The sequence below is a fragment of the Tessaracoccus lacteus genome (assembly GCF_029917005.1).
In the GTDB taxonomy this organism is placed as follows: Bacteria; Actinomycetota; Actinomycetes; order Propionibacteriales; family Propionibacteriaceae; genus Arachnia; species Arachnia lactea.
The window spans coordinates 645,190-657,262 of the sequence record NZ_CP123967.1; the positions used below are offsets into that span (position 1 = coordinate 645,190).

The window sequence follows — 12,073 nt, forward strand, 5'->3', positions numbered from 1 at the left end:
TTCATAGCGCGACACGGCCCCAGCGGAAGCTGGGGCCGTGTCGTTGTCTCTGCGGGAGCTTCAGGAGTCCGAGCCGGACAACACCCTGAATGCCTCCTCGGAGGAGTCGCGGAGGAACTGCGCGCAGCGCTCCTGCTCCTCCGTCTCGCCGATGCGGCCGGCCGCGACGCTCAGTGCCCAGAGGGCCCGGAGGAAGCCGCGGTTCGGCTCGTGCTCCCAGGGGATCAGTCCCGAGCCCTTCCAGCCGTTGCGGCGCAGCTGGTCGAGGCCGCGGTGGTAGCCGGTGCGTGCGTACGCGTACGCCGCGACCGCGCCCCCGAGCCCCTCGTCCTGCAGGCAGGTCTCGGCGAGCAGGGCCCAGCACAGCGACGACGTCGGGTGCGCCGCCACCACCTCCAGGAAGTGGTCCCGGCCCTGCTCCGCGATGGCGGCCAGGGCGGGATCCTCCGGCAGGCTGACCACGACGTCGGCGGCCATCAGGTTCGGGTGCGTCTCGCTCATGGGAGCAGCCTATCCGTCACAGCTCGCCCAGGCCGTTCGACACGAACTGCGCGAGCGCCTCGACCGCCTGTTCCGCCTCGGCACCCGTCGCAGTGAACTCCAGCAGGTCACCCTTGCGGGCGGCGAGAGTGGCCAGGCCGATGCTGCTCTTCGCCGACACGGGGCCGGCGTCGCCGCAGCTGACCTTCACCTCTGCGTCGAAGCTGCGCGCCTGGGCGACCAGCTCGGCGGCCGGCCGGGCGTGCAGGCCGGTGGTGTTGACGATGACGGCCTCCGAGTGGGCCGTGTCGTCCTGGGACGATTCCTCGACGGGGGAGACCTGGGGTGCCGGCACCGGCGGTGTGCCGAGGGCGGACAGTTTCGGGGTCAGCCCCTGGTCCGCCTCGGCTGCGACCTCGTCGATCGAAGCGCCGCCGGTCGCACGCACCACGGCTGCGACGAGGCCCTCGACGAAGGGGGCGGGCAGGATGCGGACGTCCGTGCCGGGCTGGTCGTAGAGTTCGACGCCGAGCTCGGCGCTCATCAGCGCGGAGCCCATGTCGACGAGCACGACGACGCCGTCACCCTGGTCGACGTCCGCCAGGGCGGACGTGACGGCCGTGGCGTCGGTGCCGAGACCCCCGTCGGACGTGCCTGCGGCCAGCGCGATGGGCGGGGCGTCTCCGTGGACCATCTGCATGGCCAGCTCGACGGCGGCCTCGGCCAGGGCGTGGCTGTGCGATACGACGACGATTCCTACTGCCATGGGTCAGCCGAGCACGTCGACGAGCGCGTCGAACAGGAGGACGGCGGACGTGGCCCCCGGGTCGAGGTGCCCGCGGGAACGCTCGCCGAGGTAGCTGGCGCGCCCCTTGCGAGCGATCATCGGCTCGGTCGCGTCCCGGCCGGCGGCCGCGGCGGCCTGGGCGGCCTTCGCGGCCGCAGCCAGATCGCCGCCGTCGGCCAGCGCCTTGTCGAAGGCGTCGAGGCCCGGGGTGAGCGCGTCGACCATGGTCTTGTCGCCCAGCTCCGTCTTGCCCCGCGCGATCAGCCCGTCGAGGCCTGCCCGCAGCGCCGTCGCGAACTCCTGGGGCGACAGTTCGGTCACCGCGCCCGTGTTCATGCCCATTCGCATCAGCAGGGTGCCGTAGAGCGGGCCGGCGGTGCCACCGACGGTGCTCACGAGCGTCATGCCAGCCTTCTTCAGCAGGGCGTCGACGGTGTTGGCCTCGTCGAGGTGCTCGACGACCGCGGCGGTGCCGCGGGCCATGTTGGCGCCGTGGTCGGCATCACCGATCGCCGAGTCGAGCTCTGTCAGGTAGGCCTTCTGGTCGCCGACGAGTTCGGCGTAGCGCCGCAGCCATGCGGCCAGCAGGTCGAGGGTCAGTTCAGTTGCGCTCACAGGCCCCACCGTAGCCCCGCCGTGTTCACGGGCGCGTCCCAGAGGCCGAGGATCTCATCGTCGGCCTTGACGAGCGTCAGGGAGCAGCCGGCCATGTCCAGGCTGGTGATGTAGTTGCCCACCAGGTTGCGCTCGATCGTGACGCCGGCCGCCTCCAGCAGCTCGACGACCTCCCCGTACATGAGGTACAGCTCGATCAGCGGAGTGCCGCCCATGCCATTGAGCATCACGATGACCGAGGAGCCGGAGTAGTCGAGGTCGGCCAGGATGGGCTCGACGAGCTGCTTGGCGATGGTCTTCGCGTCGGCGATGGGCTCGCGGTGACGGCCGGGCTCGCCGTGGATGCCGATGCCGATCTCCATCTGGTCCTCGGGCAGGTCGAACGTCGGCTTGCCGGCCGCGGGGACCGTGCAGGACGTGAGCGCCATGCCCATGGAGCGGCCGCCCTCCAGCACCTTCTCGGCGAGCGCCTTGACCGCGGCGAGGTCGCGGCCCTCCTCGGCGGCGGCGCCGACGATCTTCTCGAGCAGCACCGTCGTGCCGACGCCGCGGCGGCCGGCGGTCCAGGTGGAGTCCTCGACGGCGACATCGTCGGCCACGACCACGGCCTCTACGGTCACGCCTTCGCCAGCGGCCAGCTCGGCGGCCATCTCGAAGTTCATCACGTCGCCCGTGTAGTTCTTGACGATGTGCAGCACGCCGGCGCCGTTGTCGACGCCCACGGTGGCGGCGAGCACCTGGTCGGGCGTCGGTGAGGTGAACACCTCGCCGCAGGCGGCCGCGTCGAGCATGCCCTGGCCGACGAATCCGCCGTGCATGGGCTCGTGGCCCGAGCCGCCGCCGGAGATCAGCGCGACCTTCCCTGCTTCCTTGGGGGTCGCCCGGAAGATGACCCGATTCTCATGGTCGACCCGCACCCCCTTGTCGGATGCCTCGACGCCCTTGAGAGCGTCGGCGATCACTGAGTCGGGAGAGTTGATGAGCTTCTTCACGGGATCCTCCTGCGTCGTTGCAACGAGCGCCAAGTGTGCGCGCACACCCCATTCTTCCACCGCCGTGCCCGGCGCAACAGGGCCAGTTGGGGCGGGTTTCGGCGGCTTCCGGCTCGGTGTCGGTGAGGCCGGGTAGTATGCCGTTGCAAGGCCCCGGGCACGTTGCACGGGGCCCAATCCATGCAAGGAAGTGAACTCCATGCCGAGTGTTGTTGTGGTGGGCGCCCAGTGGGGCGACGAGGGCAAGGGTAAGGCGACCGATCAGCTGGGCGACCGCGTCGACGTCTGCGTGCGCTACTCCGGCGGTAACAACGCGGGTCACACGCTCGTGGTGAACGGCGAGAAGTTCGTCCTGCACCTGCTCCCGTCGGGCATCCTCAACCCGAACACCACCACTGTGATCGGCAACGGCGTTGTCGTGGACCTGGACGTGCTGGCCGAGGAGCTCGAGGTGCTTCACTCGCGCGGCGTCGACGTGCCGCACCCGCTCATCAGCGCCAACGCGCACATCATCACCGAGTACCACCAGGTGCTCGACAAGGTGACCGAGCGCTTCCTGGGCAAGCGGAAGATCGGCACCACCGGCCGCGGCATCGGCCCGTGCTACTCCGACAAGATCAACCGGCTAGGCATCCGCATCCAGGACCTGCTCGATGAGTCGATCCTGAGGCAGAAGGTCGAGGCGGCGCTGGACCAGAAGAACCAGCTGCTGGTCAAGGTCTACAACCGTCGCCCGATCGAGGTCGACCACGTCGTCGACGCGCTCATGAAGCACGCCGAGGCGATCCGCCCGCACATCATCGACTCCGGCCGCTACGTGAACGACGCGCTCGACGAGGGCAAGGTCGTCCTGTTCGAGGGGGCCCAGGCGCACCACCTCGACGTCGACCAGGGCACCTACCCGTACGTCACGTCGTCCAACCCGACGGCGGCGGGCGCGACCACGGGCGGCGGCGTCGGCCCCACCCGCATCAACCGCACCATCGGCATCGCGAAGGCGTACACCACCCGCGTCGGCGAGGGCCCGTTCCCGACCGAGCTGTTCGACGACGACGGAGAGAGGCTGCGCCAGGCCGGCGGCGAGTTCGGCGCCACGACCGGCCGCCCCCGTCGCTGTGGCTGGTTCGACGCGCTGGTCGTCGAGCAGGCCGTCAAGATCAACGGTTTCACCGACATCTTCCTCACCAAGCTCGACATCCTGAGCGGCTGGGAGCAGATCCCGGTGTGCGTCGCGTACGAGGTCGACGGCGTCCGCACCGATGTCATGCCCATGACGCAGTCCGACTTCCACCACGCCGTGCCGGTCTACGAGTACCTCGACGGCTGGAGCGAGGACATCTCTGAGGCCCGCGTGTTCGACGACCTGCCGGCCAACTGCCAGGCATACGTGCACCGCCTGGAGGAGCTGATCGGCTGCCGTATCTCCGGCATCGGGGTCGGCCCGGGCCGCGAGCAGTCCGTCGCCATCAACGAGCTGGTCTGACGCGCGCATGACGCGCGGCACGCGTCGCCTCGTCACGGCCCTGGTCGTCGGCCTCGTGCTGTTCATGGTCGCGACGGTGGCCATCGCCATCTGGCAGGAGGACATCGGCTGGGGCTGGTGGTGGGCCGTGCCGGTCGGCGGGGGCTTCATAGCCGCGATCGTCGGCTTCCGGATCCTCGTCCAGCGATCCCAGGAGGCGGCCGAGAGGGCGGACGCGCTCGACTAATGTGGCGCGGGTGAAGACCCTCCTGCTCGGCTCCGGCGGGCGCGAACACGCGCTGGCCCGCTCGCTGGCCTCCGATCCCCTCGTCACCGCACTGCACGCCGCTCCCGGCAACCCGGGCATCGCGGCGCTCGCCACGCTGCACGCCGTCGACGCCGCCGACCCCGGAGCCGTCGTGGCGCTCGCCCGCGAGCTGGCCGTCGACCTCGTCGTCATCGGGCCGGAGGCCCCGCTCGTCGCGGGCGTCGCCGACGCGCTGCGCGCGGCGGGCATCGACGCCTTCGGACCGGGCCGCGAGGCCGCCGTGCTGGAGGGATCGAAGGCCTTCGCCAAGGACGTGATGGCAGCCGCCGGCGTGCCGACCGCCGAGGCCCGCGTCTGCGAGAGCCGCGAGGAGTACGAGGCGGCCCTCGGCGCGTTCGGCGCTCCCTATGTTGTGAAGAACGACGGCCTGGCCGCCGGCAAGGGCGTGGTCGTGACCGACGACCGCGACGCCGCGCTCGCGCACGCCGAGTCGTGCGGCCGCGTCGTGATCGAGGACTACCTCGACGGCCCGGAGGTCTCCCTGTTCGCCATCTGCGACGGTGTGCGCGGCCTGCCGCTGATGCCGGCGCAGGACTACAAGCGTGTGGGCGACGGCGACGCCGGCCCCAACACGGGCGGCATGGGCGCCTACTCCCCGCTGACCTGGGCCGATCCCGGGCTCGTCGACCAGATCATGACCGAGGTCGTCGACCCGACGCTGCGGGAGATGGCCCGCCGCGGCACGCCCTTCATCGGGCTGCTGTACGCCGGCCTCGCGCTGACGTCGAAGGGGCTGCGCGTCGTTGAGTTCAACGTCCGCTTCGGCGACCCGGAGACCCAGGCCGTCCTGGCTCTGCTGAAGACGCCGCTGGGTGGGGTGCTGCGCGCCGCGGCGCGTGGCGAGCTCGACGCAGTCGGGGAGCTGGAGTGGCTCGACGGGGCCGCGGTCGTCGTCGTGGAGGCCGCCGAGGGCTACCCGGGCACCCCGGTCACGGGCACGCCGATCACTCTGCCGCCCGACGAGGCAGACGCCTACGTGCTGCACGCGGGGACGCGCCTCGACGGGGACGAGGTGGTGTCGTCGGGCGGGCGTGTGCTGGGTATCGTCGGCCGCGGCGCCGACGTCGAGGAGGCGAGGAGCCGAGCCTACGCTCTCGTTTCACAGGTGCGACTCGAGGGGGGCTTCCACCGCACCGACGTCGGCCTGCCACACTGAGCACCGTGACCACCTCCAGACGCGCCGTCCTGCTCGGCGCGGTGGGCGCGACCGCCGCGCTTGCCGCCTGCCAGGGTGAGACTCCCGAGCTCACCCCCAGCCCCACCCCGAGCTCCTCTCCGTCGCCCAGCCCCTCGCCGAGCCCGTCGCCCGAGCCGAGGATCACGTGGCCGCTGAACGGTCGCGAGGTGAAGAACGAGAAGCTGCTCGACCGCCCGGCGGTCGCGGCCAAGGTGCCGAACCTCAAGAACGAGAACCCCCAGTGGGGGCTGCTGGACGCCGACATCATCTTCTGCCAGCCCAACGGTTTCGCCTACACACGACTGGTCCCGGTGTTCCACAGCAAGTACCCCGAGGCCGTGGGGCCGATCCGCTCCATCCGCCCTGTCGACGTGCCGCTGCTGTCGCCGATGAAGCCGCTGCTCGCCAACACCGGCGCGGCGGACTGGGTGCTGAAGTACTTCGACGCGCACGACGACTACATCGAGCGCATGACCTACCTCGACTGGCGTGGCACCGACGCGTTCAGCGTCGACCAGGACAGGCTCTACCAGCTCAACGGCCAGACGTATTACGACCGCGCGATCCAGGCCCACCCCAAGGGCATGGCCGAGCTGGCGACCCGCATGAAGAAGAAGCCGAGCCAGTACCTGCCGTTCGCCGAGACCGCGGAGGATGCCTCGACGGCCGACTCCAAGAAGAAGGCCACCACCATCGCGGTGCCCTACGGCAGCGCGCACAAGTACGACATGAGCTACGAGCTCGCTGACAACGGCATGTACCTGCGCAGCCAGCCCTGGGGCGAGCACGTGCTGGCCGACGGCAAGCGCGTCACGGCCCACTCGGTCCTGATCATCTCCGCGGAGTGGCGGATGGACAAGATCTGGGAGGGTTCCGGCGCCGCCGACCCCGTCGTCGACATCATCGACGCCAAGGGGAGCTTCACCTACTGCCACAGCGGGAAGCGGGTGACCGGCACCTGGAAGAAGGGCGCCATCAACAAGCGCTTCTCGTTCACGTGCAAGGACGGCTCCGCGCTGAAGGTCGCGCCCGGCCGCACGTTCGTCGAGTTGCCGTCGCCCAGCGCCGACCTGCAGTTCGGCTGAGCCGAGGCGTCAGCCCCGGCTTCCGCGCCACCCTTCTCGACCGACGCCACCCTTCTCGACGGACGCCACCGCTATTGACACATGCCACCGCCATGGCGGTGGCATGTGTCGACAAGGGTGGCGTCTGCACGTAAGGGTGGCGTCTCGCCCCGTCTCGTAGGACGGTCTTCAGTACAGACCGAGGACCAGGGAGAGCGCCCGGTCGAGATCGGCCAGTTCGGACGGGCTGAGCCGACCGGCGAACTCGCCGAGCCGGGTCTCTGCGTTCACGGCCGCCGTCTGCTCGACCAGGATGTATGTCGTTGTGTCGTCCATGGTGATGCGGGGCCTGAAGTCGGTCGGCAGCGCGCTGGTGGAGGTCGGAGCGACAAGGACCGTGGAGAGTAGGAGGTGGTCGGACTGGACGACCACGCCGTAGCGTGGACCCCGTTGTTCGTGGCCTTCGGCCGCACGACTGGTGCGCAGGCGGTAGATGTCACCACGCACGCGACTGCTCCATCTCGTCGGCCAGGTCCAGCATCTCGGCGCGATCGGCAGGATCCTCCCGCACCTGCTTCGCCTGCTCCCGCACCCGCGCCAGGACCGCCTCGCGCTCGGCTGCGCGGATCGCATCCCGCACCGCCTCGGAGCGATTCTGGCCGGTCAGCTCGACGAGGTGTGCCAAGGCTGCCGCGGTCTCTTCGTCCACCCTGATCACAATCTGAGTCATGAATGAATGTTACTTCTTGCAATGCGGAACGCAATGCAATCTGGTCACGATTGGCGTCGGCCCTTTGGCAAAGAGCGGAGGACAGTCGCCCCTTGGCATCAGGGGGGTGTCCCTATGGTTCTCGTCAAGCGGCGAGGGGCTGGGGTGTCGGGTTGGGGGTCCGGTAGGGCTCTTGGTTTCTGAGCATGGCGAACAGGACGTCGACTCGGCGTCGGGACAGGCAGATGAGTGCGGCGTTGTGTTTCTTGCCTTGGGCTCGCTTCCGGTCGTAGTAGGCCCTGCTGGCGGGGTCGGATCGGAGCGCGGCGAACGCTGAGAGGAACAGGGCTCGTTTGAGGTGCTTGTTTCCTGATCTGGCTGGGTATTCGCCTCGGATGCTGGTTCCGGATCGGTGGGTGACGGGTGAGAGGCCGGCGTAGGCAGCCAGGTGTCCCGCGGTCGGGAACAGCGAGGCGTCGCCGACGTCGAGGAGGATCCGTGCAGCGGTCCTGACCCCGACGCCTGGCATCGAGATCAGGACCTTGGCAAGAGGGTGCGCATCAACGACCTTCTCGACTTGCGCGGCCAACTCGGAGCGCTGCTGCAGCGTCTGACGCAGGGCAGCTGCGAGCTTCGGGAGGACCTGCTCAGCGGCGGTGGTGCCGGCGACAACAACGGTCTGCTCGGACAAGGCGTGGGAGATCGCGTCGACGAAGTCTTGGGCGTGTCGCGGGTTGGCATGGCTGACGATCCGCAGCAGCTTTGCCCTCGAGACTGCGCTGATGCCTTGTGGGCCGCCGAGCTGTTCGATCACGGCGAGGCCCTGCTTTGTGGCCAAGCGGGGTCCGACTACGCGTTCGAGTGCGGGATGGATCTGCGTGAGGAGTCCACGGATCCGGTTCGCCAATCGTGTTGCTTCCGCCGCAAGGTCCTCGTCGAACCCGACCAGAACCTTCAGCTCGGCCAGGGCATCTTCGCCGAGGTCGACCCGGCGAAGGGTGTGGGGCATCGTTCGGGCAGCGTCCGCGATGATGAACGCGTCGCGCGCGTCGGTCTTCGCGCTGCCCGGGTAGAGGTCCGCTGCCCTGCGCATCGCGAGTCCTGGCAGGTAGGCGACCTGGATGCCCATCGACCTTGCCACAGCGATGGGCAGTGCGCCGATCGTGTTCGGCTGATCGACAATCACCAACACCCTGCCGCGCTCGGCCAGCATCGAGAAAACGCCCTCGAGCTTGCTCTGGTCCTGCGGTAGAGGCTTGTTGAATACCTTCCGACCGGCGGCGTCGAGAGCGCAGGCATGGTGAGTTTCCTTGCCCACGTCGAGGCCGCACCAGATGTCGAAACCGGGGTCGTTGTTCATGACGGCCACCATCCTTCCCCATCGAAGACGACGGTCGTCGAGGTGGTGATGCGTCAGCTGCCGGCACCCACGTTACGAATAGACCTGTGTTGAGGCCGTGTCCCTATCAGCGGTCATCTGACGCCCACCAGGCCCGGTGACAACACCCCCCGGATCATGCGTGAGACAGGGGCAGACAGTCATGCCGAGCCCGGCGACCGTAACCCCAACATCGGGGTCACCACCAAGGTAACGGGGCGACGGAGGATCTGCTCATTGGAGACGACGGCGTCTCATTTCGCGGGGGAGATCAGCATGACGTGGCGACGATTCACGGGCCCGGTGGCGCTGGTGGCGGTCCTGGCCGTCGGCGCGGTCGTCGGCTTCCGGCTGCTGCCGGAGGCGCCGGCCCAGGCCGACGGCTACACCGTCGAGGAGCAGAGGAACCTGGGGCTCATCGACAGCTCAGGCATCACGTCGGGTGTGGAGCAGCTGCTCGACCAACTCGCCCCGTACACCGACGCGGAGAACGAACGCCTTCCGCAGCAGATCGACGGGGCCCCCAACGGGTACGCGCAGGTTGCGGTCAGGACGGATGAGTCTGCGGTCGACCTCTACTGGAAGGGCCCGCTCCCGGAGACCATCGACGCGAACCCGGGGGTGGAGGTCCACCTGCACGACGTGCCTTGGAGCCTGATCGAGCTGGCCTCGGCACAGGACGAGGCGTGGGAGCTGTTGAACTCGCCCGGCTACGAGGACGTCGAGGTGCAGAGCCTGGGGGTCGAGAGGGGCGCCAGGGCGTTCTTCGTCGAGGTCGGCGACGTGTCCGACGAGCGTGCCGAGGAGGTCGCTGCGGCGGTCGAGCGACTGACGGGCGTGCCCGCGCACGTCGACGTCGGTCACTACCTCGTCCCCGCGGTCGGGGTGCCCGACGACTCTGAGACCGCCTAGCTTCACCGCCACCCTTCTCGGCGCGCGCCACCCTTCTCGACGGACGCCACCGCTATTGACACATGCCACCGCCATGGCGGTGGCATGTGTCAACAAGGGTGGCGTCTGCACGTAAGGGTGGCGTCTGCACGTAAGGGTGGCGTCTGTCGGTAAGGGTGGCGTCTGCGCAGGCGGGCGCCGGACGACACTGAGGGTCGGCAGGCACCCGGCGACGCCAGCACCCGGGACCGTCAGGGGATCAGCGCGGGCACTGCGGCCGTCGGATGGTGCAGCCACCCGACGGGCACGCCCAGGCCCTCGACCAGCTCCTGCGAGCGACCCCGGAGCTCCCCGACGAGCTTGTCGACCTCCGCGGTGACGGCCTTGCTGCGGCGGGGCTCGAAGGCCTCGTGCTCCAGATACCAGGCGCGGTTGGCCTCGATGGTGGCCAGGGCGTACAGGTCGCAGACCTTCACCAGCAGCGCACGGATGTAGTCGTCGTCGCACTCGGCGATGCCCTCGATGAACGCCTCGAGGACCACGCGGTCGATGTGGGCACGGGCGGCCTCGAGCATGTGCGTCTGGCAGGCGTTGGTCGCGGCGAAGGAGTCCTTCTCCTTCGCCGCGGCGCGCATGCGCTGAGCGAGGCCCTCGACGGTGTGCTGCTCTCGGAACTCGAACAGCGACACGTGCCAGCCGCGCATCCGGATGCGCTCGGCCTCGGGCTTGAGGTCGGCGGCGGCGACGAGGCGCTCGATGACAGAGCGGGCGGTGGTGCGCTCCAGGACGGTCGTGCCGATCAGCTTGGCGGTCTTCTGCGCCGTGCCGCGCAGGTCCATGTCGCCCCACGTCGACTTGTAGTCGAGCAGCAGCGCTTTGGCGACCAGCTGCAGCAGGACGGTGTTGTCACCCTCGAACGTGGCGAAGATGTCGGCGTCCTGGCGGGCGAGCGTGATGCCGTTGTCAGACATGAAGCCCGCGCCGCCGCATGCCTCGCGGCAGGTCTGCAGCGTGTCGTTGGCCCAGCGGGTCAGCGTGGCCTTCATGCCGGCCGCCCTGGTCTCCAGCTCACGGGCCGCGACGGGGTCGGACCCGGCCGCGTCGGTGATGCGCTGGAGCTGTAGAGCCAGTTCATTCTGCGCGAAGCCGTAGGCGTAGGCGCGGGAGACCTCGGGCAGCAGGCGGCGCTGGTGCGTCAGGTAGTCCATCAGGTGCACCTCCTCGCCGAGGCCGGGGGCGCGGAACTGGCGGCGCCGGTTGGCGTAGTCGACGGCGATCGTCAGCCCCTTGCGGGCCGCGGAGGCCGCGCCGCCGCCCACGCAGATGCGGCCGCGCACCAGCGTGCCGAGCATGGTGAAGAAGCGGGCGTTCTTGGACTCGATGTCGGAGCGGTATACGCCATCGGCGTCGACGCCGCCGTAGCGGTTCAGCAGCATCTCCCGCGGAACGCGGACGTGGTCGAACGCGATGGTGCCGTTGTCGACGCCGAGGAGGCCACCCTTGTGACCGTGGTCACCGGTCGTGACGCCGGGCAGGTCGTCGCCCTGCTCGTCGCGGATCGGGACGAGGACCACGTGCACGCCCTGGTGCGTGCCATCGACCCACAGCTGACCGAACACGGCGGCCATCCGGCCGTCGCGGGCCGCGTTGCCGATGTAGGCCTTCGCGGCGGTGGGGGTGGGGGAGTCGACGACGAACTCGGCCGTGGTCGCGTCCCAGGTGATGGTGGTCTCGAGCGACTGCACGTCGGAGCCGTGGCCGAGTTCCGTCATGGCGAAGCAGCCTGGCAGCGACACGTCGATCGCCGACGGCAGGAACGTCTCGTGGTGCCACTGCGTGCCGAGGTTGACGATCGCACCGCCGAACAGGCCGTGCTGCACACCGGATTTGATCGTGAGCGAGAGGTCGCCCATGGCCATCATCTCGAAGTTGGCGACGGACTCGGCCGCGTTGCCGCTACCGCCGACCTCGGTGGGGAAGCCCGCCGTCACGAAGTCGCGCCCGGCCAACTCGACGACCTTGGACAGCGTCCAGTCGCGGGCCTCCTCCATGCCGAGCGCGGTGTCGCGGACCACGTCGTCGGCGGTCACCTCGTCGCGCCAGCGCTGCTTCAGGGCATGGAACGGGCCGTCGAGGGAACGGCGGAGGGCCTCACCGGTAGGGGTGGTCGTGGGGGTCTTGGCGTGCATG

The 12,073-nt window shown here is 69.4% G+C and carries 13 protein-coding genes and 1 pseudogene; 5 read left to right on the forward strand and 9 right to left on the reverse strand.

Annotation, left to right across the window (positions count from 1 at the left end; translation table 11 throughout):
* Positions 1–60 precede the first annotated feature (60 nt).
* From QH948_RS02870 to dhaK, 5 genes and pseudogenes are all read right to left on the reverse strand, one after another.
* A complete protein-coding gene (locus QH948_RS02870) occupies positions 61–501 on the reverse strand; it encodes a DUF3151 domain-containing protein (RefSeq protein WP_281145441.1) in 441 nt (146 codons plus the stop codon).
* Positions 502–517: 16 nt separating this feature from the next.
* The gene (locus QH948_RS14070) at positions 518–835 is read right to left on the reverse strand and encodes an HPr family phosphocarrier protein (RefSeq protein WP_348634948.1); all 318 of its coding nucleotides are present in this window, start codon (positions 833–835) and stop codon (positions 518–520) included.
* Positions 836–847: 12 nt separating this feature from the next.
* Positions 848–1,246 (reverse strand): annotated as a pseudogene (dhaM, locus tag QH948_RS14075) (dihydroxyacetone kinase phosphoryl donor subunit DhaM); the annotation flags it as partial.
* A 3-nt stretch (positions 1,247–1,249) separates the two neighbouring features.
* The gene (dhaL, locus tag QH948_RS02880) at positions 1,250–1,882 is read right to left on the reverse strand and encodes a dihydroxyacetone kinase subunit DhaL (RefSeq protein ID WP_438874116.1); all 633 of its coding nucleotides are present in this window, start codon (positions 1,880–1,882) and stop codon (positions 1,250–1,252) included.
* Positions 1,879–2,874 (reverse strand): dihydroxyacetone kinase subunit DhaK, encoded by a 996-nt coding sequence (dhaK, locus tag QH948_RS02885; protein ID WP_281145444.1) that lies wholly within the window; start codon positions 2,872–2,874, stop codon positions 1,879–1,881. The genes dhaL and dhaK overlap by 4 nt, the downstream gene beginning before the upstream one ends.
* Before the next feature lie 199 nt (positions 2,875–3,073).
* Here dhaK and QH948_RS02890 point away from each other — a divergent pair, with 199 nt between their 5' ends.
* Genes QH948_RS02890 through QH948_RS02905 form a run of 4 tightly spaced genes read left to right on the forward strand, consistent with a single transcriptional unit; the run spans position 3,074 to position 6,926 of the window.
* The gene (locus QH948_RS02890; protein WP_219081126.1) at positions 3,074–4,357 is read left to right on the forward strand and encodes an adenylosuccinate synthase; all 1,284 of its coding nucleotides are present in this window, start codon (positions 3,074–3,076) and stop codon (positions 4,355–4,357) included.
* A gap of 7 nt (positions 4,358–4,364) precedes the next feature.
* Positions 4,365–4,583 (forward strand): hypothetical protein, encoded by a 219-nt coding sequence (locus QH948_RS02895; protein WP_281145445.1) that lies wholly within the window; start codon positions 4,365–4,367, stop codon positions 4,581–4,583.
* A 1-nt stretch (position 4,584) separates the two neighbouring features.
* Positions 4,585–5,820, forward strand: a complete 1,236-nt coding sequence (gene purD / locus QH948_RS02900) for a phosphoribosylamine--glycine ligase (protein ID WP_281145446.1) — start codon at positions 4,585–4,587, stop codon at positions 5,818–5,820.
* A gap of 5 nt (positions 5,821–5,825) precedes the next feature.
* On the forward strand, positions 5,826–6,926 hold the full coding sequence (locus QH948_RS02905) for a DUF3048 domain-containing protein (RefSeq protein ID WP_281145447.1): 1,101 nt from the start codon (positions 5,826–5,828) through the stop codon (positions 6,924–6,926).
* 168 nt (positions 6,927–7,094) lie between these two features.
* On the opposite strand, the gene QH948_RS02910 is transcribed toward QH948_RS02905, so the two are convergent.
* The 3 genes from QH948_RS02910 to QH948_RS02920 all read right to left on the reverse strand — a co-directional run bounded on the left by QH948_RS02910 (position 7,095) and on the right by QH948_RS02920 (position 8,974).
* On the reverse strand, positions 7,095–7,412 hold the full coding sequence (locus QH948_RS02910) for a type II toxin-antitoxin system PemK/MazF family toxin (protein ID WP_281145448.1): 318 nt from the start codon (positions 7,410–7,412) through the stop codon (positions 7,095–7,097).
* Positions 7,402–7,635, reverse strand: coding sequence for a ribbon-helix-helix protein, CopG family (locus QH948_RS02915; RefSeq protein WP_281145449.1), 234 nt, complete (start codon positions 7,633–7,635; stop codon positions 7,402–7,404). Before QH948_RS02915 ends, QH948_RS02910 begins: the two co-directional genes overlap by 11 nt.
* Before the next feature lie 124 nt (positions 7,636–7,759).
* Positions 7,760–8,974: an IS110 family RNA-guided transposase gene (locus tag QH948_RS02920; protein ID WP_281144430.1), complete on the reverse strand. Its 1,215-nt coding sequence runs from the start codon at positions 8,972–8,974 to the stop codon at positions 7,760–7,762.
* Between the two features lie 294 nt (positions 8,975–9,268).
* On the opposite strand from QH948_RS02920, the gene QH948_RS02925 reads away from it, so the two are divergent.
* Positions 9,269–9,904, forward strand: coding sequence for a hypothetical protein (locus QH948_RS02925; RefSeq protein ID WP_281145450.1), 636 nt, complete (start codon positions 9,269–9,271; stop codon positions 9,902–9,904).
* 230 nt (positions 9,905–10,134) lie between these two features.
* Here QH948_RS02925 and QH948_RS02930 read toward each other — a convergent pair whose 3' ends face one another.
* On the reverse strand, positions 10,135–12,072 hold the full coding sequence (locus tag QH948_RS02930) for an acyl-CoA dehydrogenase family protein (RefSeq protein WP_281145451.1): 1,938 nt from the start codon (positions 12,070–12,072) through the stop codon (positions 10,135–10,137).
* Position 12,073 lies beyond the last annotated feature (1 nt).